The 24,122-nt window shown below is 69.7% G+C and carries 16 protein-coding genes; 9 read left to right on the top strand and 7 right to left on the bottom strand.

Annotated elements, in window-relative coordinates; genetic code table 11:
* Nucleotides 1–189: 189 nt before the first annotated feature.
* Nucleotides 190–2,025, top strand: a complete 1,836-nt coding sequence (locus VFB40_RS07355) for a protein kinase domain-containing protein (protein WP_324848539.1) — start codon at nucleotides 190–192, stop codon at nucleotides 2,023–2,025.
* A gap of 196 nt (nucleotides 2,026–2,221) precedes the next feature.
* Here VFB40_RS07355 and VFB40_RS07350 read toward each other — a convergent pair whose 3' ends face one another.
* Entirely contained in the window at nucleotides 2,222–4,336 is a 2,115-nt protein-coding gene (locus tag VFB40_RS07350; RefSeq protein ID WP_324848538.1) for a glycoside hydrolase family 127 protein, read from the bottom strand.
* Nucleotides 4,337–4,778: 442 nt separating this feature from the next.
* On the opposite strand from VFB40_RS07350, the gene VFB40_RS07345 reads away from it, so the two are divergent.
* The gene (locus tag VFB40_RS07345; RefSeq protein WP_324848537.1) at nucleotides 4,779–5,807 is read left to right on the top strand and encodes a LacI family DNA-binding transcriptional regulator; all 1,029 of its coding nucleotides are present in this window, start codon (nucleotides 4,779–4,781) and stop codon (nucleotides 5,805–5,807) included.
* A gap of 125 nt (nucleotides 5,808–5,932) precedes the next feature.
* Here the strand turns inward: VFB40_RS07345 and VFB40_RS07340 are convergent, their stop codons facing one another.
* The gene (locus VFB40_RS07340; RefSeq protein WP_324848536.1) at nucleotides 5,933–9,001 is read right to left on the bottom strand and encodes an RICIN domain-containing protein; all 3,069 of its coding nucleotides are present in this window, start codon (nucleotides 8,999–9,001) and stop codon (nucleotides 5,933–5,935) included.
* A gap of 387 nt (nucleotides 9,002–9,388) precedes the next feature.
* On the opposite strand from VFB40_RS07340, the gene VFB40_RS07335 reads away from it, so the two are divergent.
* Together VFB40_RS07335 and VFB40_RS07330 are read left to right on the top strand one after the other, a co-directional pair.
* Nucleotides 9,389–10,588 carry a cellulose-binding domain-containing protein gene (locus VFB40_RS07335; RefSeq protein WP_324848535.1) on the top strand — a complete coding sequence of 400 codons (1,200 nt, stop codon included), beginning with the start codon at nucleotides 9,389–9,391 and terminating at the stop codon, nucleotides 10,586–10,588.
* A gap of 245 nt (nucleotides 10,589–10,833) precedes the next feature.
* Nucleotides 10,834–13,368 (top strand): hypothetical protein, encoded by a 2,535-nt coding sequence (locus tag VFB40_RS07330; protein ID WP_324848534.1) that lies wholly within the window; start codon nucleotides 10,834–10,836, stop codon nucleotides 13,366–13,368.
* Nucleotides 13,369–13,443: 75 nt separating this feature from the next.
* Here the strand turns inward: VFB40_RS07330 and rfbC are convergent, their stop codons facing one another.
* A complete protein-coding gene (gene rfbC, locus VFB40_RS07325) occupies nucleotides 13,444–14,052 on the bottom strand; it encodes a dTDP-4-dehydrorhamnose 3,5-epimerase (protein ID WP_324848533.1) in 609 nt (202 codons plus the stop codon).
* Between the two features lie 163 nt (nucleotides 14,053–14,215).
* Here rfbC and VFB40_RS07320 point away from each other — a divergent pair, with 163 nt between their 5' ends.
* Together VFB40_RS07320 and VFB40_RS07315 are read left to right on the top strand one after the other, a co-directional pair.
* Nucleotides 14,216–14,734, top strand: a complete 519-nt coding sequence (locus tag VFB40_RS07320; protein ID WP_324848532.1) for an acyl-CoA thioesterase — start codon at nucleotides 14,216–14,218, stop codon at nucleotides 14,732–14,734.
* Between the two features lie 95 nt (nucleotides 14,735–14,829).
* On the top strand, nucleotides 14,830–15,897 hold the full coding sequence (locus VFB40_RS07315) for a glycosyltransferase family 2 protein (protein WP_324848531.1): 1,068 nt from the start codon (nucleotides 14,830–14,832) through the stop codon (nucleotides 15,895–15,897).
* A gap of 61 nt (nucleotides 15,898–15,958) precedes the next feature.
* Here the strand turns inward: VFB40_RS07315 and VFB40_RS07310 are convergent, their stop codons facing one another.
* Together VFB40_RS07310 and VFB40_RS07305 are read right to left on the bottom strand one after the other, a co-directional pair.
* Nucleotides 15,959–17,275 carry an LCP family protein gene (locus VFB40_RS07310; RefSeq protein ID WP_324848530.1) on the bottom strand — a complete coding sequence of 439 codons (1,317 nt, stop codon included), beginning with the start codon at nucleotides 17,273–17,275 and terminating at the stop codon, nucleotides 15,959–15,961.
* A gap of 151 nt (nucleotides 17,276–17,426) precedes the next feature.
* A complete protein-coding gene (locus VFB40_RS07305) occupies nucleotides 17,427–18,203 on the bottom strand; it encodes a TIGR03089 family protein (RefSeq protein ID WP_324848529.1) in 777 nt (258 codons plus the stop codon).
* A gap of 103 nt (nucleotides 18,204–18,306) precedes the next feature.
* On the opposite strand from VFB40_RS07305, the gene VFB40_RS07300 reads away from it, so the two are divergent.
* From VFB40_RS07300 to VFB40_RS07290, 3 genes are read left to right on the top strand one after another with little or no spacing between them, the layout of a single operon-like run.
* On the top strand, nucleotides 18,307–20,022 hold the full coding sequence (locus tag VFB40_RS07300; protein WP_324848528.1) for a DUF2079 domain-containing protein: 1,716 nt from the start codon (nucleotides 18,307–18,309) through the stop codon (nucleotides 20,020–20,022).
* On the top strand, nucleotides 20,015–21,118 hold the full coding sequence (gene manB, locus VFB40_RS07295) for a mannose-1-phosphate guanylyltransferase (protein WP_324848527.1): 1,104 nt from the start codon (nucleotides 20,015–20,017) through the stop codon (nucleotides 21,116–21,118). Before VFB40_RS07300 ends, manB begins: the two co-directional genes overlap by 8 nt.
* A complete protein-coding gene (locus VFB40_RS07290) occupies nucleotides 21,108–22,103 on the top strand; it encodes a DNA-3-methyladenine glycosylase family protein (protein ID WP_324848526.1) in 996 nt (331 codons plus the stop codon). Before manB ends, VFB40_RS07290 begins: the two co-directional genes overlap by 11 nt.
* Nucleotides 22,104–22,140: 37 nt before the next feature.
* Here VFB40_RS07290 and VFB40_RS07285 read toward each other — a convergent pair whose 3' ends face one another.
* On the bottom strand, nucleotides 22,141–23,463 hold the full coding sequence (locus VFB40_RS07285; RefSeq protein ID WP_324848525.1) for a coenzyme F420-0:L-glutamate ligase: 1,323 nt from the start codon (nucleotides 23,461–23,463) through the stop codon (nucleotides 22,141–22,143).
* The coding region (locus VFB40_RS07280) for a 2-phospho-L-lactate transferase CofD family protein (protein WP_324848524.1) at nucleotides 23,460–24,122 on the bottom strand (663 nt) is incomplete at its 5' end. The genes VFB40_RS07285 and VFB40_RS07280, both read right to left, overlap by 4 nt.

The raw sequence follows: 24,122 nt of genomic DNA, 5'->3' as shown, positions 1-24,122 counted from the left end.
CGGGACCCCTCAGCCGAACGCCGCACCGCCTGAGTTTCCGGGCGGTGCGGCGCTTCGCTACATGCGAACTTTCGCACGGTGTCATGAGCCTCTGACAGAGTGGAAGTATTGACGCGCGGCGTGGATTGCCGAAAATAGCCCTGGCTGCAGGCCCAAATTAATACAATCCGCTTTTGGTACGCAGTGCTCATGACGACGGGGCTTGACATGCCGGATCCCGCATGGCGGCTGGGCGACCGCTATACGCTGCTCGAACGACTTGGCGAGGGGATCGCCGGGGAGGTTTGGCGCGCGCAGGACGAGAGCGCGGACACGCAATGCGCGGTGAAATTGCTGCGCCCCGAACTCGTCCAGGACGAGGGCGCGCTGGCCAGGCTGCGCGCCACGATCGCGTGGATCAGCCAGCTGACTCACCCGAACATCGTCCCGGTCGATGACCTCGTGATGCAGTACGGCGCAGAGGTAGAGGACGGCGCTGCGTCACAGAACGGCGCTGCGTCACAGAACAGCGCTGCGTCACAGAACAGCACGGTGGCGCTGGTCTCCCGGCTGGTGCCTGGCGAGAGCCTTCGCGCGCTACTCGATCGGCAAGGCACGGTGCCGACCGGTCAGGCCCTCTCGCTCACCGCGCAACTGTGCGACGCGCTGTCGGCCGCGCGGCATGTCGGCGTCGCGCATGGTGACGTGAAGCCGTCGAATCTCCTTCTTGAACCGGATCCGGACACGCACATCGCTTTGCGGCTGACCGACTTCGGCATCGCCGCGCTGCTCGGCCGGGCCGTGGTGCAACAGACCGTGGCGCCGCAGATCGCGGCGGCGAACGCGGCGGGCGACTATGTCGCACCGGAACTGGGCGCGGGGGAGGCGTCGACGGAGTCCGCCGACGTGTACGCCGCCGCGGTCGTGCTCTGCGAGGCCCTGACCGGCGAGCCGCCCTTCAGCCGTAGGACGCAGGGACAGGCGCGGCGTGACGTGCCCCCTCCGGTCGTAATGCCCGCCGATATACCGGACGCGGTGGCTGAGGCGCTTATCGCCTGCCTCGACGAGAACCCGCGGCATAGACCTTCCGCCGCGGAATTCGCCGTCGTCCTGCGGGAGGCTGCCATTGCGCCGGAATTCGTGCCGCCACCGCCCGCCGTCGAGGTCGCTCCTGGCCCGAATCTGGACTTCTTCGGCGACGACGGACAGGCAGCGCAGCAGGATCGGCTGCCCGCGCTGGTCGAGAAGCGTGGGACGGGCGTCGCGCGGCGAGCGGGCACCGTCGTCGCGGCCCACGGCGCCGGGCGGGCGACCCGGCGAACGCGCGGCACCCAGCCGTGGACGATCCTCGCCGCATCGCTGTGTGGCGTCGCGCTCGCGGCCTTCATCACCTTCGGTCTGGCGACGCACGGTTCCCCGCACGCGAACGCGTCCACGCTCCCGACGCGCGCTGTCCTCATCGGACCGGCAGGCAGCGCAACGTCACAGAGCACTGTGACTGGTGCGCCGACGAGCACGTCGTCCGCGACCGCCTCTCCAACGCCGAGCAGCACCGCATCAGCGACGCCGTCACCGAGCCGGAATGCGCCCAGCGCGTCAGCCGCCGCGTCCACCCCGGCCGTTCCCGCGCCGAGCCCGTCGGGTTCCGGCCAGCAGGTCAGCCACACCGGCCGGCTGTTCAACGCGGGCTCCGGTACGTGCCTTGACACCTCCGGCGGCTATTTCGCCAACGGGGTGGTGGAGCAGATCTGGACCTGCGACAACGGAATCGGGCAGGTCTTCACGCTGGCCTCGACCGGGCAGCTGACCGTCGACGGCGGCCAGTACTGTCTCGCCGACGCCACCTCCGCCGACGCGACCGGCACGCACCCGCAGCTGTTCACCTGCGGCAGCCAATCGCATGAGCGATGGACGATGCGATCCGACGGCTCGCTCGTCGGCGACCACTCCGGCCTGTGCGTGAACGCGCCGGGAAACGACAACGGCACGCAGCTGGACTTCGAACCGTGCAGCGGTCAGACGCACCAGCAGTGGTCCTGGGACTGAAATTCAGGCGTTGAACAAAACCCGAGACGTCCTCGTGTACGCCGGCAAAGCTGCCGCGAAAAACCGGGACGCGTTCAGGGCCGAGATCGGCCGGCTCCGGTCGGACCGTTGGCGGCTTCTCCTCCTCTGGTTCCGTCGCAGTAGTGGATAAAGCCGCTGCCGCCGCGGGCACCGTGCGGCGGCAGCGGAGTCTGTGTCAGGACGTGGGCAGCCAGACCCGCATCGGTCCGTCCTCTCGGTTCGCCCACGCGAAATAGGGAATCGCAGTCAGCTCGAACTGTCCGGCGGCGTCCGCATCGGCAGCGGCATGGGAGTCAGCGGTGACGCTAGCGCTTGCGCGCTTCGCTCGCTCGAGGCTGCGGTACGGCCACCAGGCGGCCGTACCGTCCCCTCCACCTCGTGTACCGTCCAGAGCTGGAATTACGCGGCGTCGGCCGGTGCCGTGCAACACCGTCACGCCGCCGAGCAGGCCCGGATCGTGCTTCTCGGTGAGTCCGGCCGACGGGTCGAAGACTAGGTCGTCGAGGCCACCGCCGGGGTGATCGACCCCTTCGACGCAGTACACCAGCGGCCCGCGCTCGATCGCCACGCAGCCGCGCACGGAGTCGACGCGCGGGTCCGCGACCGTCAGCCGTGGATCGAGGGAGAGTTCGAGTTCGAGCGCGTCACCGGGGCGCCAGGCGCGGCGAAGGCGCAGCCAGCCCTCTTCGGGCACTGCTTCGGTCGGCTCGCCCTCGACGACGAGCCGGAAACCCTTGCACCAGGCGGGGATTCGCAGCGACAGGGTCCACGGGGCGGTGTCGGCGGGGCATTCGTCCACGACGATCCAGATCCGGCCGTGCCAGGGGTAGTCGGTTGCCACGCGTACTGCGCACCGGCCCCGCGTCGTCTCGTCGCCAAAGCGCCCGGTCGCGTATTGGTGCAGCTGAAGTCCTGAGTCGTCGGCCGAGGCGAAGTAGTGCGGCAAGCTGGCCAGCAGCCGCATCACATTCGGCGGACAGCAGGCGCAGCGGAACCAGGGGGTGCGGCGCACGCCGTGGTCGCCGTCAGGGTGCTGGTAGCCGTCGCGCACCTGCAGCGGATTGATGTAGAGCCACCGCTCGCCGTCCAGCGAGACGCCCGGCAGCACCGCGTTGTACAGCGTCCGCTCGATCAAGTCCGAGTACTTCGCCTGCCCGGTGAGCAGCGCCATCCGCCAACTCCACTGCACGGAGGCGACCGCCGCGCAGGTCTCGCAGTAGGCCCGCTCGTTCGGCAACTCGTACGGGTCGCCGAAGTCCTCATCGTCGTGATGCGAGCCGATACCACCGGTCAGGTACGTCTTGCGCGCGACCATCTCCGCCCACAGCCGCTCGGCCGCGGCCCGCAACTCCTGGTCGTCGGCCTCCGCGGCCACGTCGGTGACCCCGGCGAGCAAGTACAGCTGCCGCACCGCGTGGCCGGCGACCTCGGTGGCCTCGCGTACCGGGACGTGATCCTGGCAGTACACCGGTCCGACTACTGCATCGCGTTGGTCGGGCGGAGCGAGCAGGCCGTGGCCGCGGCGATCGACGAAATACCGGGCGAGGGAGAGGTAACGCGGCTCGCCGGTTTCCCGGTACAGCTCGACCAGCGCGGTTTCCACCTCGGGATGGCCGCACACGCCGTCGACCGCATTGCCGGGGCCGAAGGTCGCGTCGACCTGGTCCGCGAATCCGCACGCAACCTGCAGCAGGTCGACGCGGCCGGTGCTGCGATGCAGCGCGATCGCGGCCTGGATCAGATGGCCGGCGACGTACAACTCGTGGCCCCAGCGCAGATCGGTGTAGCGCTCGCCGGGCTTCACCACCTGAAACCAGCTGTTGAGGTACCCGTCGGGCCGCTGCGCCGCGGCGATCAGGGCGACTATCGCATCGATGTCTTCGATGTCTGCCGTCGCGCTGCCCGATGAGTGCTCTGATTCGACTGATCTGACTGACCCGACTGATGTGAGTCCGGCGGTCGAGTGTTCATCGGCCGAGTCGTCATCAGCAGCCTGCCACGCCGCCGCTTCCAGCCACTTGTACACATCGGTGTCGAGGAAGGGGTAGATACCCCGATAGGCGCCCTCGGCCTGCCCGGCCGCGAGCCGTAGGTTGTGCAGATTCCCGGCCGCCTCAAGCAAGGCAGGGCCCTGCGGAACGCAGACCTCGGCGTTGATCCGCCGCCGCTCGCCCCAGAACCCGCCGGCGATCCGCGACCATCCGGCCGGCCGCAGGACGCAGTGCGCACCGGCAGTCGGACGCAGCGGACCGACCCGGTTCGCTGTCCTGGACTGTGGGCGACTGGTCAAGCTCGGCTCCCGGATTTCGCGGCGAGACACCTTCGGAACGCTGCGCTAGGAAAGATGAGGAAAACCTTTTCCTAACTCCGGAAGGTAGGCTTCCGGGCCCGCCGCGTCAAGACCGCGGGTGGACGTTTGCGGCGTGAGATCCTTACCGGGGTGGTGGGAAAGGGGTTGTTCGATGCCGGAGCCGGAAGCAGCACGCGGGCGAGAGCGAACGTCCGCGGCGCGGCGGCCCGCGCTCGACGACCGTGAAAGTTACCCGGCCGCGCCGGTCGCGCAGGAGCGGGCCGGCGACGGGACCGAAAACGCCGAAAACCCCATTACGGCGCGGGATGCCGGGAACGGGTCGGCGACGGCTGCGCCCACGGAGGACCGTTCCGGCGCGGCTTCGCGCGCCCGGCGTGAGTTGGGTACTGACTCGTCCGCGCAGCCGCAATCCGCGTCAGCTTTGGCCTCGCGTGCCCGGCGCGAGTCCGGCTCGGCTCCGCCAACGCTGGGCGATGTCGCGGCCCTCGCCGGGGTCACCGTCGGCACTGCGTCGAAGGCGCTCAACAACCGCGGCCGGCTGCGGCCGGAGACCAGGCAGCGGGTCCTGGAGGCCGCCGAGCAGCTGAACTTCCAGCCGAACCCGCTCGCCCGCGGCCTGCTGGCCGGGCGCAGCTGGACCGTCGGCCTGCTGACCACCGACAGCATCGGGCGGTTCAGCATTCCCGTGTTGCTCGGCGCCGAGGACGCCCTCGGCCCTGAGCAAATCTCAGTGCTGCTTTGCGACAGCCGGGGTGACGTGATCCGCGAGCAGCAGCATCTGCGCAACCTCTTGGCCCGCCGAATCGACGGCATCATCGTCACCGGACGGCGCACCGACCCCCGACCGCCGCTGGCCGGGCGGCCCTCGGTGCCCACCGTGTACGCGCTCGGCCCGTCCACCGACCCCCGCGACACCTCGGTCGTGCCCGACGAGGCCGGGGGAGCGCGCATGGCGGTGGCGCACCTGATCGATTCCGGCCGCACCCGGATAGCCCACGTCACCGGTCCCGCGCACCACGCCGCCGCGGTGGTGCGCGCCGAAAACGCCCGGCAGCGGCTCATCGAATCAGACCTCGAACTGTCCGGTGGCCGGATCTATCACGGCGAGTGGACCGAACTGTGGGGCCGCCACGCAGCCGGCCTTATCCTGCGCGCGGACCCCGACTGCGACGCGATCTTTTGCGGCAACGACCTGATCGCACGCGGGGTCGCCGACGCGCTGCGCGAGGCCGGGGTGCGCACCCCCGAGGACGTGGCCCTGGTCGGCTACGACAACTGGGAGCTGATCGCGGCCGCCGGCCGTCCGCCGCTGACCACGGTCGACCTCAACCTGGCCGAGATCGGCCGGATCGCGGCGCTGCGGCTGCTCGACGCGATCGGCGGCCGTCAGGCCGCGGGGGTCGAGACGGTGCCGTGTCGGCTGGTGGTGCGTGAGTCCTCTGTCATGTAGGCGCTGGCATTGAGCCGCTGCTGTGTAGCCAGCGTCATTTCGTCGCTGTGGCGAAGCCACTGCGGGTAGCGCTGGGCCGGGGCGCCGCGTGGACGCCCCAGCCCGTCACCTGCTTGGGATATCCGTCAGCTGGCCAGGGTGACCACCACCTGGGTGGCTCCCGAATTCGCGGTCACCGTGTGCGTGCTCGAGTTGTAGGTTCCGCCGCCGACTGAGGACACGCCGACCGAGTTGAAGATCGGTAGCTGAATCAGCACCGCGCCACCCGGCAGGCTGCCGGAGAGGTTGATGGTCACCACGCGCGTCGACGGCTTGGTGACCGCGATCGACACGCCGTAGGTACTGCGCGAGCCGCTGCTCATGTCATAGGACGTAGTCAGGTTGCTCGCGGAGATCGTCTGCCCGGCCGCGATCCACGTGTTCGGAACGCCACGGCCGATGTAGAGCGGACGGGTGTACGTGTATGGGCCGCTGCCGGTCGCGGTCAGCCCCTCGGCGACGATGGACTGCAGCAGACCCTCCTGCTGGGCTGAGATCGGCCAGGCGTAAGGGCAGGCGCCGAACTCGGGGCCGGCATGGTTGCCGATCCACGGGTTGCTCGAGCTCGGTCCCGAGCCGTTCGCCTCCCACCAGGCGTTGGGGCCGCCGGTGGTGGTCGCGATCTGCCAGGCGTAGCTGGTGATCGGCAGGTCGCGGTAGTTGGTGCCGTACAGCCCGTCGTTCGCGTAGGCGGTGTTGTAAGCGGTCGAATATCCGTTGAACGCGCCAAAGGTCGGATACGGCAGACCGTTGGACGCGAGCCGCGCGAAGCCCCAGGCGTACATGTTGTCCGCCTGCGCCGGGTCGCCGACCACGCCGTTGAGCGTGCCACCCATCAGCATCGTCGACCACTGATTTTGCCCGACCCAGACCGGCGAGGCCCAGTTCGCGTCGTTGTAGGTGTTGCACCGGTTGGCCGAGTTGGTCTGGTCGACCGTGCACGGCAGGTAGTTGAAGCCGTGCGCCGACTCGTTGTTGCCGACCACCGTGTTCAGATGGCTGAGCAGCGAGGTGTACGCCGAATCAGCCCACTGCGCCTCGCTGGTGTTGCCGATCCGGGTGGCGATGTACTTGTACGCCGCCAGCCCTTGCAGCGCCGAGTAGTCGTCGAACAGCCAGCGGCCGGAGGAGTCGTTGTCAAAGCTCGTCGACAGCACTCCGTCGGAGGCCAGCTGCCCGGTGTAGATCGAGTGCATGATCGTGTACAGACTCGGTCCCCACTGGCTCGAGCCGCTCGCGTCGTCGTGGAAGTACTGGCTCACGAACCCGGTGTCGTTGGTCTTGGCCAGGTAGTAAGCCCACGAACTCGGGGTCTTCCAGTCCCCGTCGTAGTACCAGTTCGCGCCGTGCTCGTCGAAGTTCGGGTTCTGCGAGATGCGCGCGGTGAGCAGCAGGTTCTGCGCGTCGTGGTAGTCGCCGGTCTCCAGGCGCGCGTTCAGCTCGCCGGGCACGTCGTGGTTGAGTAGCCAGGCGTAGTTGTCCGCCGCGGAGAACTGGGCCTCGCCGACCTGCATCATCAGGCTGTAGACCGTTCCGGCCTTGTACGCGTTGACCAGAGCGGTGCCCGGGTTCGCCAGGCTGCCGGTGTTGGGCAGGCTCAGGTTCGGCAGCGAGAACGAGGCGGTCTCGCCGATGCGGCCGTTCCAGTAGGCGGCCATCTGGCTGTCCGCGGTGTCAAAGCCGGGGGCGCTGGAGGACAGCGTCGAGCCGGTCGGCAGGGCCGCCCCGCTGCCGAAGTTGTCCACCGCGACGAGGTAGTCGTTGTTGTTGGTGGCGCCCGGCTGCACCGTGTTGAGCGAGGTGCTGGTCAGCCGGACCAGGTTCGGTCCGGAGCCGCCCGGATCGGCGGTGATCGCCGAACCGCCGTTGTTGGTGACCGAGACCCGCGCGTAGATTACGCCGACCGGGTGCCCGCCGATGGTGACCTTGTCCTCGAACTCCTTGATCGCGACCGCGGTGCTGCCGGAGGAGAAGGAGGTGGTCATCGCGGGCAGGTAGCCGGATTCCTCAGTCCACTGCACGGATTGCGCCGCCCGGTTGCCGTTCAGGTTGTAGATGCTGAATGAGTACATCGCGCCGCAGATCGTGGTGCCGTTGGCGTTGTAGGTGGTTGGCACGCCGCGCGCGAAGAAGGACCCTGACAGGTATTCGAACACCGGCCAGTAGTTGCCGTCCCAGCCGAGCGCGGTCTCGTTGTAAAAGCCCTGACCGTACGGGTCGGTCGGGGTCGGGAAGTTGGTGCCGTAGGCGTTGGGCAGGCTGGAGTTGCCGCAGGCGTTGGGCGCAACGGCTGGTATGCCGAGGTAGGTCTGGCCGCCGGAGGCGGTGATGACCCAGCTGAAGGACGCGGTCCCGGACGCCCCGGTGCCGTCCTTGGCGGTGACCACGACGCTGGAGGTCCCGGCCGTGCTCGGCGTTCCGGTGATCTGGCCGGACGAGCTGATCGAGAGTCCGGCGGGCAGGCCCGAGGCGGAGTAGGTCAGCGTCTGTCCCGAGGCCGAGTCGCTGGCGCTGATCTGAAGCGAGACCGAGCTGCCCACAGTCGTGGTCTGCGTTCCCGGATTCGAGACGGAGACGGTGTTTCCGCCGGTGCCGCCGCTGCTGTACGCCGGCAGTTGCCAGGTGCGGGTGTTGGCGGTGGAGCAGGGCAGTTGGACGATCACGGTGTTGCTGGCGGTGCTGTCGCCGCTGGGCACGACGCATTTACCGGAGTGCACGGCCTGCAGTTCGAAGACGTTGCTGCCGGAGGCGGGCACCAGGGTGAACTGCTGGTTGGTCTGCCCGTTGCAGGTCCACTGGATGACTTGGGCGTTGTCGGCCGTGGAGCGTCCGGAGACGTCCATGCACAGGTTGGAGGCGCCGTTGGTGACGGTGTAGGAGGCGCTGGTGCCGGCGACCGGCGTGAAGGTCCAGTTCTGATTCGTGCCGCCGTTGCAGGTCCACTGGATCAGCTGGGTGCCGGTGCTCGTGGAGGAGTTCGGGTCGTCGAGGCAGCCGCCACCGCCCTGATTCGCCGCGGTCGAGGTGAAGGCGACGGAGGCCGCCGCCGGCGCCGCTCCGGTGATCGCGCTCAGCCCGGCGGCGAACAACGCCGCGACCGCTACGGCCGCGACCCGCCGGTGTCTGAGGGGTTTGATACGAGGTCTGACACGCATGGGCTACCGCTCCCTGTTGCCATGAAGGGATGAATCGGTGCCCGGATATCGCGGGAACCGTAGAGCCGCCGCGCCGACCTGTCAACGCCACATGCAAGTTTCCGCAGTCCGAGCCGCTATCGGGCCGCCGACCTCGACGCACCTTGACGCTCGGCAGCCGCCGTCGTACTGTCCAGCCCGACCGACCCGCGGCCGCGTCCGCGGGTCAGGACGCTGATGGCAGGGGCGCGCAGTTCCCGTTCTGCGCGCGGGCACCCCATGACGACCAGCGGGCGCGCGTGATTCCCGTCCGCGCGACCTGACCGCATGCCCGTAGACCCCAGGCCGCCTGGCGCAGCACCCACCGAAGCAGCGATTCAGGCGCGCCGCCAGCGAAGGAAGACCGTCATGTATCAGCACTTACTCCGGCACAAGCGGGCCCTGCTGCTCGCGCCGCTGGCGCCGATCGCCGCGGCCCTGGTCGCCGTCACGACCACGAACGCGAGCGCCGCGACCGGATGTCAGGCCACATATTCGATCGCCAGCCAGTGGAACACCGGGTTCTCGGCCAACGTGTCGATCACCAACCTCGGCAGCGCGGTCACCTCGTGGACGGCGGCCTGGACCTTCCCGGGCAACCAGCAGATCACCCAGCTGTGGAACGGCACCGCGAACCAGTCCGGGCAGTCGGTCACCGTCGCCAACGCGTCCTACAACGGCTCGGTCGGCACGAACGGGTCGGTCAGCTTCGGCTTCAACGGCTCGTATTCGGGCACGAATTCAGCCCCGAGCGCGATCAGCTTCAACGGCGTCACCTGCACCGGCAGCGTCACCCCCGGCTCACCGAGCCCGACGCCCACGCACTCCGCCTCGCCCTCGCCGTCAGCCTCACCGACGCCCAGTTCCCCGCCGCCCGCCGCCTGCCACGCGAGTACGTGTGTGCAGTACAACGGCGGCAGCAACGGCGTGATCACCCAGAGCCCGAAGGTCTACCTGGTCTTCTACGGCTCTCAATGGGGCGGCACCGGCGGCTCCACCCAGACCCAGAACGAAGGCTTCTTCAAAGGTCTGGGCACCGGCGGGGAACGCTGGTCCAACGTGCTGACCCAGTACTGCAATGCCGTACCCGCCGGCACCCAGACCTGCCCCGCCGGTGCCGTGCACATCCCGTATCCCACCAGCACCGTGTACGGCGGCACCTGGTTCGACTCCTCCAAGCCCGCCCCCGCGCAACCCGGCGACGACCTGATCACCGAAGCGCGCAGCGCCGCCGCCCACTTCGGCGCCACCGGCCAGCTGGCCCGCTCCATCTTCATCATCTTCTCCCCGGCCGGCACCTCCGCCGGCGGCGGCTACTCCTGGCACACCACCACCTCCGACGGCTACAACGTGATCAACGCCGCCTACGGCGAACAGAACACCATCGTCACCTCCCACGAATACGCCGAGACCATGACCGACGTGAACGCCGGCTGGACCACCGCGGACAAGACCAACGAGGTCGCCGACCTGTGCGGCCCCGACGGAAACCTGACCCTGACCACCGGCTCCTTCCCCGTCACCTCTGTCTGGTCCAACCAAGACAGCGGCTGCGCCATCGCCGACTGACGCGGACGGCTGACGGCCTCGCGCCGCTGAAAAGCTGTGGCCCCGCGCCGCTCGATCCGGCGAGCGGTGCGGGGCCACAGCGCGTCCTGACCGGTCACGGGGCTGTGACAAGGGCGATATCCCTGCGGTATCAGCCTCGGCCTGTCACCCGTGGGAGTATCAACCGCCGACCTGTTCGGTAGGGCCGCGGTCACAAACGGGCCGGGGCGGGGTTCGGGACGATAAACACGAACGAGGGGGATCCGGTGCGCATTCGCTCACTGGCGTCGACAGCCGCGCTCGCCATCGTGGCGGCGGGTTTCACGGCATTTCAACAACCGGCGCTAGCTGCCGGTGCCACAACGCTCTACGTCGACCGCGGCGCGGCCACGTGCACCGACTCCGGCACGGGCACCCAGGCGGCGCCCTACTGCACCATCCAGGCCGCAGCCAACGCCGCGGTAGCCGGAGACACCGTGCTCATCAGCGGCGATGACTGGGGCTACGCCACCTATGGCGAGAACGTCGTCGTCAGTAATTCGGGAACCGCGTCGGCGCCCATCATCATCAAGGCCGCGCAGGAGACGTTCCGCATTTACGGAAACAATACGTCGCTCCAACTCAACGGCTCTTACATCCAAGTCGAGGGTGCATCGGTGAGCTCGGTGGGCTCAAACCCGCCGATCGTCGTCTCCGGAGCGAACGACGTCATCGACGAATCATCCGCCGGAGGCGGTGGTCCCACCGTCGTGCAGTTCACCGGCACCGCGACGAACGACACTGTTGAGCGCTCGGCTTTCTCCAGCTGGAACCCAGGCCACGCGATCCAGATCGACAGCCAGGCCCGGAACATCACGGTCTCGACCAACCGGCTCACCGCGTTCATGCCGGGCTCGGCGCTCGTCGCCGCAACCGGGACCACCGGTCTGAACGTCACCGGAAACACACTCTCGCCCAACTGCGACCCGGCCATCACGCTGTCCGCAGTCACGCAGGCGAGCGTTGAGAACAACGTCGCCGTGCAGTCCGCGTTCTGCTCCAGCTACCCGGCCGACCTGGTGGTGGACGCGGCTTCCACAGCATCTACCACTGTCGGCTACAACATCTTCACGACCGCTAACAGCAATGCCGCCCCGTACTCCTGGGGCGGCACCGAGTACCCGAGCCAGGCCGCGTTCCAGACGGCGACCGGCCAGGGGACGGCCGACATCGACCCGCCGACCTTCGATCTGAACCCCAGCGTCATTTCGAGCGACAACCCGGCGATCGACTCGGCGAATTCGGACGCTCCGGGAGAGCCGGCGACAGACATCAGCGGCGCTTCCCGCACCGACGACTCGTCCGTTCCCAACACCGGCTCGGGCACGTACTCGTACTACGACCGCGGCGCCGTGGAGTACCAGGAGTTCTCGGCTGCGGGCGTTACGAGCTTCGCCTATCTCGACGAGCCGCAGCGGGTGACCGTCGGACTCGATCTGCACGGCTTCGCCTGGGGCCAGTCGGCTATGTACACCGTGGCTTGGGGTGACGGCAGCGCCGCTTCCACCCAGAGTGCGACCGGCTCGAGCACCTTCGAATACAACCACATGTACGCGTCCAGGGGACCGCACACGATCACTGAGACGGTCACCGACGACGCGCAGACGGTCACCAAGACGCTGACCGTGACGACTCACGGCAGCGACTATGTCCCGGTGGCCCCGACCCGCGTGCTCGACACGCGCAACGGCACCGGCGCCCCGCAGGCCAGGGTCGCCGCCGGTGGCATCCTGGCCGTCGACGTGACCAACAGCGTCGTGGGCGCACCTGCGGCGGACACCATCACCGCTGTGGTACTCAACGCGTTGGTGGTCAACCCGGCGGGCGGCGGCTACATCACCGCCTATCCGGACGGCACGGCCCGGCCGAAGGCGAGCAACCTCGACTTCGCCGCCGGCCAAACCGTGCCGAACTTGGTCACGGTGAAGGTACGCAACGGCAAGATCGACCTCTACAACGGCTCCGGGGGCACGACGGATCTGGTCGCCGACGTCCAGGGCTACTACGTCGACGCGGCCGGGAGTGGTTATGTGCCGATGGCGCCGACCCGGTTGCTCGACACGCGCAAGGGCATCGGTGCTCCGGCGAAGGCGGTGGCCCCGGGCGGCACGGTGGTCCTGAAGGTCGAGGGCGTGAGCGGCATCCCGGCGTCCGGCGTATCGGCCGTCGCGGTCAACGTGACCGTCACGGCCCCGGCCGGTGGTGGATACATCACCGTGTACCCGGACGGGACCACGATGCCCAAGGCGTCGAACCTGGACTTCTCGGCCGGGCAGACCGTGCCCAACATGGTCGTGGTCAAGGTTGGCAGCGACGGCGAGATCGACCTGCGCAATACCTCGTCGGGCACCGTCCAGCTCATCGCGGACGTCGCCGGCTACTACTCGACGACCGGCGGCCACGCGCTGGTGCCGACCGATCCGCGGCGCCTGCTGGACACCCGCATCGGGACCGGGCAGGAGTCGGCCAACCCGCTTCCGGTGGCGTCGGAAAGCAACGCGGTGTGGTTTGTCGGCGACGAGGTCCATGACGAGAGCGCGCTGGTGCTCAACGTGACGGTCACCAACCCGAAGTCAGGGGGCTACATCACGGCCTATCCGTCCACGGCGCCCCGGCCGACCGCGTCGAACCTGGACTTCTCGGCCGGGCAGACCGTGCCGAACATGGTCATGGTCAGCGCGGGCAGCGGAACGGTGAACCTGTTCAACGCGAGCGCGGGGACGACCGACCTGATCGCCGACATGTTCGGCTACTTCAGCTGATCGGCCCCGCATAGCAGAACGCTGTGGCCCCGCATCCGTCCAGGGTGCGGGCCACAGCGCTCCAGGTGCGGCGCGTCAGCCGGAGAACTGCGCCGACTTGGCCGCGTAGAACTCCAGGCAGGCCTCGTACTCGGGCAGCGTGCCGGCCGCGCGCATGTCGGCGAGCGAGGGGGCCGCTGCGTCACGGGCGGACAGTTGCGGGGTCTCGGTAGGCCATTCGATCCCGAGCTCCGGGTCGAGCGGGTTGATCGAGAACTCCCGCTCGGGGTTGAAGGTCGCCGAGCAGCCGTAGACCAGCGTCGCGTCATCGGACAACGCGCAGAAGCCGTGCCCAAGGCCCTCGGCGATGTATACGGCGCGCCGCTCCTCGTCGTCGAGGCGGACGAACTCCCAGCGGCCGAAGGTCGGCGAGCCGAGCCGGATGTCCACGATCAGGTCGAGGACCGCGCCGCGCACGCAGGTGACGTACTTGGCCTGGCTCGGCGGCACCTGCGCGAAGTGGACGCCGCGCACCACGTCCTTCGCGGAGATCGACAGGTTGGCCTGGGCCAGGTCCAGCGGATGGCCGACCGCCTCGGCGAGCTTGTCGGAGCGGTACCACTCCATGAACAGGCCGCGCGGGTCGCCGTGCTGCTGCGGCAGGATCTCCCACGCTCCGGGGACGGACAGCGGCGTGATCTTCATGCGGACCTCTGTGGCGTTCGGCTCGGTTCGGCGCTGACTGACTCTGAACTGTCTCTGACTGACTGGCTCGGACTGACTCCGAGTCTCTGCGGCTCGGATGCCCGCCGTCGCGTCGCACCCTACCCGGTGGTTGTTCCCTCGTGTGGCGGCCTATCGTGTGATCATGCCTCAGACGCCAGACCAGCTACCCGGGAAACCGGTCTCCGAGACGCGGGTCTCGCTCGCCCGCGTGATGACCCAGCTCGACGTCAACCTGCTGGGCAACGTGCACGGCGGGGTGATGATGAAACTCGTCGACGACGTCGCCGGGCTGGTCGCGACCCGGCACTCCGGCGGCCCTGCGGTCACCGCGTTCGTCGACGAGATGGCCTTCCTCAACCCTGTGCACGTCGGCGACCTGCTGCACACGCACGCGCAGGTGAACTGGACGGGCACCACGTCGATGGAGATCGGCGTGCGCGTGGAGGCGGAGCGCTGGGACCAGGCCGGGGCCGAACCCGCGCACGTCGCCAGCGCCTACCTGGTCTTCGTCGCGATCGACGCCGACGGCAAGCCGCGCCCGACCGCTCCGCTGCTGATGGAGACGCACGAGGACGAGCGGCGCAACCACGAGGCCGGCATCCGGCGCACGCACCGGCTCGCCCGGCGCGCCGCCATCCTCGCCTCCCGCGAGGCGCCCTGAGCCGGACCGGGCCGCCGCGAGTCGGCGCGACCGCCCGGCCGCGAAGCCGCCGGACCGGATTTCGCGGGCCCCGGCTTCGATAGAGTGCAGGCCCAATGAACGCCAATGCGACGATAGAACCGGAGCCTGCCCGCCAGGCCCCCGCCCCGGCCGCACCGGGCCGTTCCTGGCCCTCGGTCTCGGTGATCATGCCGGTGCTCAACGAGGAGCGGCACCTCGCCTCGGCCGTGCGGCACATCCTCGGGCAGGACTATTCCGGCGAGCTCGAGATCATCATCGCGCTCGGTCCCTCCCGCGACCGCACCGACCAGATCGCCGCCGAGCTGTCCGCGGCCGATCCGCGCGTGCGCACCGTGCCGAATCCGTCCGGCCGCACCCCGAGTGCGCTCAATGCCGCGATCGCCGCCTCGCGCAACGAGATCGTCGTGCGCGTGGACGGGCACGGCCTGCTGACGCCCGGCTACATCGCGACCGCGGTCCGGCTGCTGGAGGAGACCGGCGCGCAGAACGTCGGCGGCGTCATGCACGCCGAGGGGGAGACTCCGTTCGAACGCGCCGTCGCGGTGGCGATGACCTCGAAGCTGGGCGTGGGCAACGCGAAATTCCACACCGGCGGCGAGGCCGGGCCCGCCGACACGGTGTACCTCGGGGTGTTCCGCCGCGCGGTCCTCGACAAGCTCGGCGGCTACCACGAGGCGTTCATCCGCGCGCAGGACTGGGAGCTGAACCACCGGCTGAGGCAGGGCGGGGGACTGGTCTACTTCTCGCCCGAGCTGCGCGTCACCTATCGTCCCCGGCCGAACCTCAAAGCGCTGGCGAACCAGTACCGGCAGTACGGCCGCTGGCGCCGCGTCGTCATGCGCACGCATGAGGGCACCGCGAGTATGCGGTACCTCGCCCCGCCGATCGTGCTTATCGCCGTCACGTTGGGCACGCTGCTCGGCATCGCCGGCCTCGCCGCGGGCCTGCCCCTCCTGGCGATCGGGTTCGTCGCACCCGTCGGCTACGCGCTGCTGATCACGCTCGGCGCGCTGCTGGAGTCGCGCGGCCAGGACGGCGCGGTGCGTACGCGGCTCCCGCTGGTCCTCGCGACGATGCACCTCACCTGGGGCTGGGGCTTCCTCACCTCACCGCGCTCGCTGTACGAGTCGACGCGGCGTTAGGCGCTAGGCGTTAGCCGGTCAGGCGTTGGGCGTCCGGGGCGGGAGGCCCCGGACGCCGCCCTCAGTTGCCGTAGGACAGATCCGAGCACGGGTCGGAGTCCGCGCGGCGGATGTTCTGGGTGATGCCGCTGGGAATCGCGCTCGGCGTGCTCGCGCCGGAAGCCGAAGCGGTGGCCGGCGCGGTGGAATTGGCCGCGGTGCCGCTCAGCGACTGCAGTTGCATCCGCTCGCTCGCCGCGCTCGGCCCGGGGGTCGCAGACAGCGATGGCGTGGCCCCCGGCGTGGCTCCGCTGCCGTTCGTGCCGGTCGCCGGGGTCGCGCCGGAGGCGTCCTGCCCCTCCAGCGTCCGATCCGCGCGCAGCAGCGACCACAGCACGTCGGTGTCCGGCTGGATCAGGTCAACGCGCGCCCCGTCGTACTGCCATGGCGTCGTAACGAACTCCAAGTTGTACAACGGCACCGCCTTGAGCTCCGCCCCCAGCGACACCAGGGCACTGACCGAGTCCAGCGAACTGTCCACGGTCAGCGATTTCGTCGCGGAGTCCGCGAGCTGATACAGCCTGACCGGGTTCTCCAGCGTGCCGCTGCTCAGCATCTTCTTCATCAGCGCGGACAGGAACGCCTGCTGGCGCTTCATCCGGCCGATGTCGCTGTTGTCACCGAAGCCCTCCCGGGCGCGCACGTACTCCACCGCCGCCTGGCCGGAGAGAGTCTGCATCCCGGGGTTCAGCGTGACACCGTACTCGTGCTCCAGATAGGGGCTGTCCACCGTCGGCACACACACCGGCACCCCGCCGACCGCGCTGCTCATCGCGGCGAAGCCGGAGAAGTCGATCACGACGGTGTGGTCGACCCGGACGCCGGTCATCGCCTCGACCGTGTTCTGCGTGCAGATCGGGTTGCCCGCGGCCAGGTCGCCCTCGGAGAACGCGGAGTTGAACATCACGCCGGTCTGCGCCGGCAGCCAGCTGCCGTTGGCGTAACAGGCCGGGATGTTCACCAGCGCGTCGCGCGGTATGGAGACGCCGATCGCGTGCTTACGGTCGCCGGAGACGTGCAGCAGGATCGTCGTATCGGAGCGCGCGCCCTGCACCGCGACGCCGCCGCCGAGCGACTCGTTGCCGCCGGCCCGCGTGTCCGAGCCGATGAGCAGCAGGTTGATCGGGGCCTGCGCGGCCGGCTCGCCGGGCGCGGTGGTGGCCGGGGTCGCCGCAGGCGGCCTGCTCTTGGAGACGCCGACGTCACTGAACGTCTTGATATTGCCGTTCAAGTGCAGATAGATGTAGCCGAGCGCGCCACTGATGGCGATCGCGAGCGCTGACGCCACCACGACCGCCACCCGCAACTCGCGCAACCGCCGTCGTCCCAGCGCTGCCATTGCCCCACCCCTCTAGACCAGCCGGTGCGCAATGAGAGACCATCCGGCCCACCGCCTGGTTGCGCGCCTCGCATGAATTTTCGCTGTGACTTTCGAAGGCTGCTACCTTTCGGCCCTTGCGGATACCGAAGTGTTAACCGGTGAGTGCCGCTCAGCCCAGCGTGAACCTGCCCGTAGTCCGCTCCATCTCGGCGATCCGGTCCAGCCGTTCCGGCCCGGCTCCGCGCACCAACACGATCGCCGTGCCAGTCAGCAGCGGCCCGAACAGCCAGCTCAGCAGGGCGTCTCCGGTGAACCGATCCTGCCGCACGTCCACGAGCAGCCGGCCCGTCCCCTCCCAGCCGGCGGCGCGCTCGATCAGCTCGCCGTGCGTGACCGTCTCGCCGTCGAGCACCAAGGCGTCCATGTCCGGGCGCGGCGGATTGAAGGAGGCGAACCGGTCTCCGAACGCGCGCACCTCGGCCGAATAGTCGCGGAAGCCGTCCGGGACGACGTCGAACGGCCGCCCGAGCGGCAACAGGGAGAGGGCCAGCCGCTCACCGGGGCACTCCCGCGCCGCCGCCAACGCCTGCTCGTCCGGTCCGGCGACCACCGTGTGCGCCGACTTCGCCTCGCCCCACGGATCGACCACCGCCCCCGCCAGCAGCGGGGCCACCAGCCAGACCGCGGTCAGCCAATGCGGCCGAGCGCTGACCACGATCCGGTCGCCGGGCCCGGCCAGCAGATCGTCCTGCACCAGGTTCGCGGTCTTGGCCAACCAGTTGCCGAAGGTCGCGTATGACAGCTCGACCCGCTCACCGGTCGTGTCGTCGTGATAAGTCAGGAAGGGCTGCGCCGCCTTGGTCGCGATAAGGCGCTGCCACGCCGACGCAATGTCACGAGCACCCGCGAGTCCGCGCTGGTCGCCACCGGAAGAGGGAATAGTCACGGGAGCGAGCCTACGCATCCGGGCGCGCGCCCAGCCGCCCGGCGCCGTGTCACCGGGCCCGCACGCCGAAGGACCCCCGCCCCTCCCTCTAGGCTGTAAGCCCGTGACCCAGTCAGCAGCGCGCGCCTCCGCACTGCCCGCTGCGATCCGCCGGCCGATACCGCGGCTCGCCCGGGCGCGCACCGCGCTGCACGCGCTCGTGACCAGGGCGCACTTCTGGGGCGTGGCCGCGCTGACCGCGGCCGCCGCGCTGCTGCAGGGCGCCTTCGAGGTGCAGCAGTACCACCGGTTCCGGGTCGGCGCCTACGACCTGGTGATCTTCGACCAGGCGATCCGCAACTACGCGCACGGCCACCCGCCGGTCTCCATGTTCAAGAACGTGCACGACGCCGCGCAGGCCGCCCCCGACTACACCCAGCCGTTCTCCATCCTCGGCGACCACTTCTCGCCGATCCTGGCGCTGCTCGCCCCGCTCTACTGGATCTGGAACAACCCGCAGGTGCTGCTGCTGGCCCAGGCCGTGCTGTTCGCGCTCGCGGTGCCGAGCGTGTGGGCCTTCAGCCGCCGCGCCCTGCTGCGCATCGCCCCGCCGCGTGCGGCCGCCCTCGGCGCCTACCTCGCCTCCGCCGCCTTCGCGCTCTGCTGGCCGCTGCAGGAGGCGACCCAGGCCGGCTTCCACGAGGTCGCGTTCTTCGTACCGCTCAGTGCGCTGATGATCGAGCGGTACCAGGCCAGGCGGCTCGGCCACGCGGTCGCGTGCGCGCTGGCGCTGCTGTTCGTCAAGGAGGACATGGGGTACGTGGTGGCCGCCTTCGGGCTGCTGCTGATCGTCACCCGACACGTCAACGGCGAACCGCTGGACCGCGCCGAACGCCGCCGCTACCGCATCACCGGAGCCTGCCTCGGTGTTGGCGGCGTCGCCTTCGCGATGGCCGTGCTGCACCTGTGGATTCCGGCCTTCGGCGGCCGAGTCGGCTTCTACTGGTACTACGGTCAGCTCGGCCCGGACATGCTTGGCGCGCTCAAAACCCTGGTCACCGCCCCCGGGACGGCCTACCAGGTGGCGACCCAGCCCGAGGTGAAGATCAACACGCTGTACTTCCTGTTCTGGCCCTACCTCTACCTCAGCCTGGCCTCGCCGGTCTGCCTGCTCGCGGTGCCGCTGCTCGCCGAGCGGCTGTTCTCCGACAAACCCGAGCACTGGACCCTCGATCAGCACTACAACGCGTTCCTCGCCGCGATCCTGCTCATGGCGGCGGTCGACGGCCTGATCCGGGTGGTGCGCGGCCTCTCCCGGTTCGAGCCGCTGCGCCGTCTCGGCCGTATGCACCGCTTCCGGCGCCTCCCCGGCGCGCGCCCGTGGGTCGCGGTCGCGTGGCCCGCGCTCATCCTGCTGTTCGCGGTGGTGATCACGCACACGTTCCCGATCCGCAGCGTGTTCAACGCCGATCAGTGGGCCTCCGACAGCCTCACCACGGCCGAGGCCGCGGCAACCGCGGTGATCCCCAGCGGCGTCTGCGTGGAGGCGGACGACGACATCGCGACCCATCTGAGCAGCCGGGATCAGGTGATCCTGCTCGATCAGGTGCCGCGAGGCTGTCCGTGGGTGGTGCTGCAGACAGCGCAGCCGTCGTACCCGCTCAATGACATCCTTTCGGCGGTCAGGCGTGGCGATTGGCTGCGCGAGAACGGCTACCAGCTTGTCTTCAACCAGGCGAAGGTCTATGTGTATCACCAAGGACCTGCGTCTATCACCGACAGTCACGGCGCGGCAGCGCCTCTCACCAGAGCCGGTCAGGAGAACAGGAACAGTGGCTGAAGCGATCCTTCTCGTGGGGGGCAAGGGGACCCGGCTGCGGCCGCTGACCGTCCACACACCCAAGCCGATGCTCGAGGTCGCCGGGGTGCCCTTCCTCAGCCACCAGCTGGTCCGGGCCAAGGCCGCCGGCATCGACCGGATCGTGTTCGCCACCGCGTACCGGCCTGAGGTCTTCGAGGCCTACTTCGGCGACGGCTCCGCCTTCGGTCTCGAACTCGACTACGTCACCGAGACCGAGCCGATGGGCACCGGCGGCGCGATCCGCAACGTGGCCGACCGGCTGCGCAGCGGGCCGGACGAGCCGGTGCTGATCTTCAACGGCGACATCCTCTCCGGGGTCGACCTGGTCGCGCTCGTCGAGGCGCACCGCGCCCGGCAGGCCGACGTGACGCTGCACCTGACCTGCGTCGCCCGGGAGAAGCTGAGCGCCTTCGGCCTGGTGCCGACCGACGCCGACGGCTGGGTGACCGCGTTCCGGGAGAAGCCGCAGCGCGCCGAGGACATCGTCACCGACCAGATCAACGCCGGCTGCTACGTCTTCCGCCGCTCGATCATCGACGGCATCCCGGCCGACCGCCCGGTGTCGGTGGAACGCGAGACCTTCCCCGGCCTGCTGGAGGCGGGCGCGAACCTGCTCGGCGTGGTCGAGCAGTCCTACTGGCGGGACCTGGGCACGCCCGAGGCGTTCGTGCACGGCTCGGCCGACCTCGTGCTCGGGGCGATCGAGTCCGCGGCGATCCCGGCCACCACGCGCGCCGACCTGGCCGACGCCTTGGTGCTGCCGGGGGCGGACCTCGACGTCGACGTGAAGGTCGGCGGCGGCAGCACCGTCGGAGCGCGGGCCCGCATCGCCTCCGGCGCGGAGGTTACCGGCTCGGTCATCAGCGAGGGCGCGCACATCGAGGCCGGGGCCGTGGTGCGCGACTCGATCGTCGGGCGCGGCGCGCGGGTCGGCGCGGGCACGGTGCTCGACGGGGTCGTCATCGGCGACGGCGCGCGGGTCGGCGCTCGCAACGAGCTGCGCGGCGGTGCCCGAGTCTGGTGCGATGTGGTCCTCGGCGACGGAGCAGTACGCTTCTCCGCCGATGAGTCCTGAGACTGACGAGGAACACAGGCAGTCGCTCGCGGTCCCGCAGCCACGGCAGGAGCCGCCGGATCCGCGAGCGCTGCCGGACGCCGTCGCCACAGTGCACTGCGACGTCGACCTCCCCCTCTCCCTCGGTGTGCTGCGCCGGGGACCGGGGGATCCGACGTACCGCATGGCACCTGATGGAGCCATCTGGCGCGCCTGCCTGACGCCGCACGGCCCCGGTTCCATCCGTCTCCGCCGCAACGGCGAGCACGTGGAGATCGCGGCCTGGGGCGAGGGGGCGCACTGGCTCGTGGATCGGGGCCCCGCGATGATCGGCGCGGACGACCACCTCGGCGAGTTTGCGAACCTGGTCGCCGGGCATCCGCTGCTCGCGGAGGCTCACCGTCGGCTGCGGCGGCTGCGCCTAGTCCGCACCGGCCTGGTCGTGCAGTCGCTGATTCCGGCGATCCTGGAGCAGCGGGTGACGACCAAGGAGGCTTTCCGTGCCTGGCGTCGCATCGTCGAGCGGCACGGTTCACCGGCTCCCGGCCCGGCACCGCAGGAACTCCGCGTCCCGCCGCCCCCGGAGGCGTGGGCACGTATCCCCTCATGGGAGTGGCACAGGCACGGTGTCGACGTCCACCGATCGTCGACGATCATGCGTGCAGTACGCGTCGCGAACGGGCTGGAACGCACCGGGACGATGAGCGGCGAGGAAGCGGTACGACGCCTGTGCACGATTCCCGGCATCGGCATCTGGACCGCTGCCGAGACAACACAACGCTCGCACGGGCACGCTGACGCGCTGTCAGTCGGTGACCTGCACCTCTCAAAGCACATCGGATACGCGCTGACCGGCGAACGCGACGCCGACGACGCGCGCATGATCGAACTGCTTGAGCCCTTCCGCCCGCATCGCTATCGGGCGGCGCGACTGATCCTGCTCACCGGGCCGGGCCAGCCGCGCCACACTCCGCGTGCCCGCATCCAGGACCATCGCTGGCACTGAGCGCGGCGCGCCTATCTCGTCCGCGGATCGGGCGACGTTATCTGACAACCAGGAAGTCATCCGGGGAGCGCGGCGGCCGGTCGCGCGGCGGCTGCGCCGGGTGCCCGACCGCGACCGCCCCCATCGGATCCCAGCTCTCCGGCAGGTCCAGCACCGAGCGCACGACCTCGCGGCAGAACATCGTCGAGGACACCCAGGCCGAGCCCAGCCCCTCCGCCGCCAGTGCGATCAGCAGATTCTCCACACCAGCCCCGGTGGCGACCAAGAACATCTCCCGCTCGGCCGCATTGCGCCGCGCGTCCGGATACGTGTGCGAACCCGCCATCTCCAGGCAGGGGACCACCAGCACAGGCGCGCCACGCAGCACATCGCCGCGCCGCACCCGCCGCGCGATCGACTGCTCGCTGAAGCCGTCGCCGCGCAAGTCCTGCACCCAGGCCGCGAGCATCGCGTCGAGCAGCGCCTTGCGCGCCCCCTCAGAACGCACCTCGACGAAACGCCACGGCGTCGTGTGATGCGGCGCCGGCGCGGTAATCGCAGCGGCGACCGCACGCCGGATCGCTCCCGGTGACACGTCGGCGTCGGTGAACCCCCGGATCGTGCGGCGATTCGCTACCGCGGACGCTCGCGCCTCCGCCGTGCCGAGCGAGAACAAGTCCTCCTCCGCCGGACGCAACAACACCCGCGCGCCGGGGCCGGGATCCTCGCCGACCAGATGCCCGAAGCCGCGCACCACCGCGACCGGTACCCCGCCGAGCTTGCCCTTCACCAGCTCACCGGCCGACGCCAACTCATCGGCGAGCGCGGTAACCGTTACCGCCAGCGGATTGCCGTGGCTGTCCTGACGACCTCTCAGGTCTTCGACCGGCGAGATGTAGGCCGCTCCGATCGCCTGATCCACGAGCCCGTTGCGCCACACCCGCCCGAAGGTGTCCGAGACGATGACGCCCACGGACACGCCGAGCCGCGTACGCACGCCGTCGGCGATCTCACGCGCCGAACGGTCTGGATCCTCCGGTAGGAGCAGCACCGTGCCCTTGGCCGTGTTCGACGCATCGACGCCCGCGGCGGCCATCACCAGACCTTGCCGGTTCTCGACAATCCGCAGCGGCCCGCGCCGGGCGACGACGCGCACAGTCTCCGCGTCGATCGCGGCCTCGCGATCGGCCGCCGCGACGACGCGCCCCTCCGCCTTCGAGACGATCTTCGAGGTGACGATGAGAATGTCGCCGTCCGCGAGCGCGGCACCTTCGTTCGCCGCGGCCGCGATCAAGCCGGCCAGGTCCGCGCCGGGCTCGATCTCCGGCAGCCCGGCGAGCCCGAAAACCGAGTAGCTGCTCGGCGTCTGACGTTCCGTCATGACCGCAGCTCCGCCGCCAGGTCGAGCGCGGCCCGCGCCATGGCCGCCGTCGCGTCGACGTCCCGCATCAACAGCGGCACCGCCCGACAGCGAACTCCGGCCGCCTCGACCCGCTCCGCCTGCTTCGCGTCGCTCTCGTCGATCAGCCAGCCGTCCAGCAGCTCCGCGCCGTAGTACTCGGCGACCGCTGCCGCGCTCGTCTCCTCGACGCCCATCGCCGCGAGCACCTTGTCCGCCATCCCGCGCACCGGGGCCGATCCGATGATCGGAGAAAGCCCCACCACCGGAGCGGTACCCGCGATCAGCGCCTCGCGGATGCCCGGCACCGCGAGCACCGCCCCGATCGACACCACCGGGTTCGAGGGCGGGAACACCACCACGTCCGCCTGGACGATCGCCTCCAGCACTCCGGGCGCCGGCTGCGCCTTCTCCGCGCCCACGAAGACGACCGACTCGGCGTCCGGAGCGTGCATCCGCACCCAGTACTCCTGGAAGTGCACGGCCCGCCGCTTGCCCTCCTCGTCGCGCAGCACCACGTGCGTCTCGGCGCGATCATCCGTGGCAGGCAGCAGCCGCACACCGGGCTTCCAGCGCGCGCACAGCGCCTCAGTTACCGCGGAAAGCGGATATCCGGCGTCGAGCATCTGCGTGCGCACCAG

The organism is Actinocrinis sp. (assembly GCF_035650855.1).
Lineage (GTDB): Bacteria > Actinomycetota > Actinomycetes > Streptomycetales > Catenulisporaceae > Actinocrinis.
Note: the sequence above shows the minus strand (reverse complement) of the source record. Positions and strands in the feature narration are given on the sequence as shown.

Excerpts from the sequence above, each read along its gene's own strand:
- rfbC (WP_324848533.1), bottom strand. The coding sequence starts at position 14,052 with ATGAAGATCACGCCGCTGTCCGTCCCCGGAGCGTGGGAGATCCTGCCG.
- VFB40_RS07355 (WP_324848539.1), top strand. The coding sequence starts at position 190 with ATGACGACGGGGCTTGACATGCCGGATCCCGCATGGCGGCTGGGCGAC.
- VFB40_RS07315 (WP_324848531.1), top strand. The coding sequence starts at position 14,830 with ATGAACGCCAATGCGACGATAGAACCGGAGCCTGCCCGCCAGGCCCCC.
- VFB40_RS07290 (WP_324848526.1), top strand. The coding sequence starts at position 21,108 with ATGAGTCCTGAGACTGACGAGGAACACAGGCAGTCGCTCGCGGTCCCG.
- VFB40_RS07335 (WP_324848535.1), top strand. The coding sequence starts at position 9,389 with ATGTATCAGCACTTACTCCGGCACAAGCGGGCCCTGCTGCTCGCGCCG.
- VFB40_RS07310 (WP_324848530.1), bottom strand. The coding sequence starts at position 17,275 with ATGGCAGCGCTGGGACGACGGCGGTTGCGCGAGTTGCGGGTGGCGGTC.
- VFB40_RS07285 (WP_324848525.1), bottom strand. The coding sequence starts at position 23,463 with ATGACGGAACGTCAGACGCCGAGCAGCTACTCGGTTTTCGGGCTCGCC.
- VFB40_RS07340 (WP_324848536.1), bottom strand. The coding sequence starts at position 9,001 with ATGCGTGTCAGACCTCGTATCAAACCCCTCAGACACCGGCGGGTCGCG.
- VFB40_RS07320 (WP_324848532.1), top strand. The coding sequence starts at position 14,216 with ATGCCTCAGACGCCAGACCAGCTACCCGGGAAACCGGTCTCCGAGACG.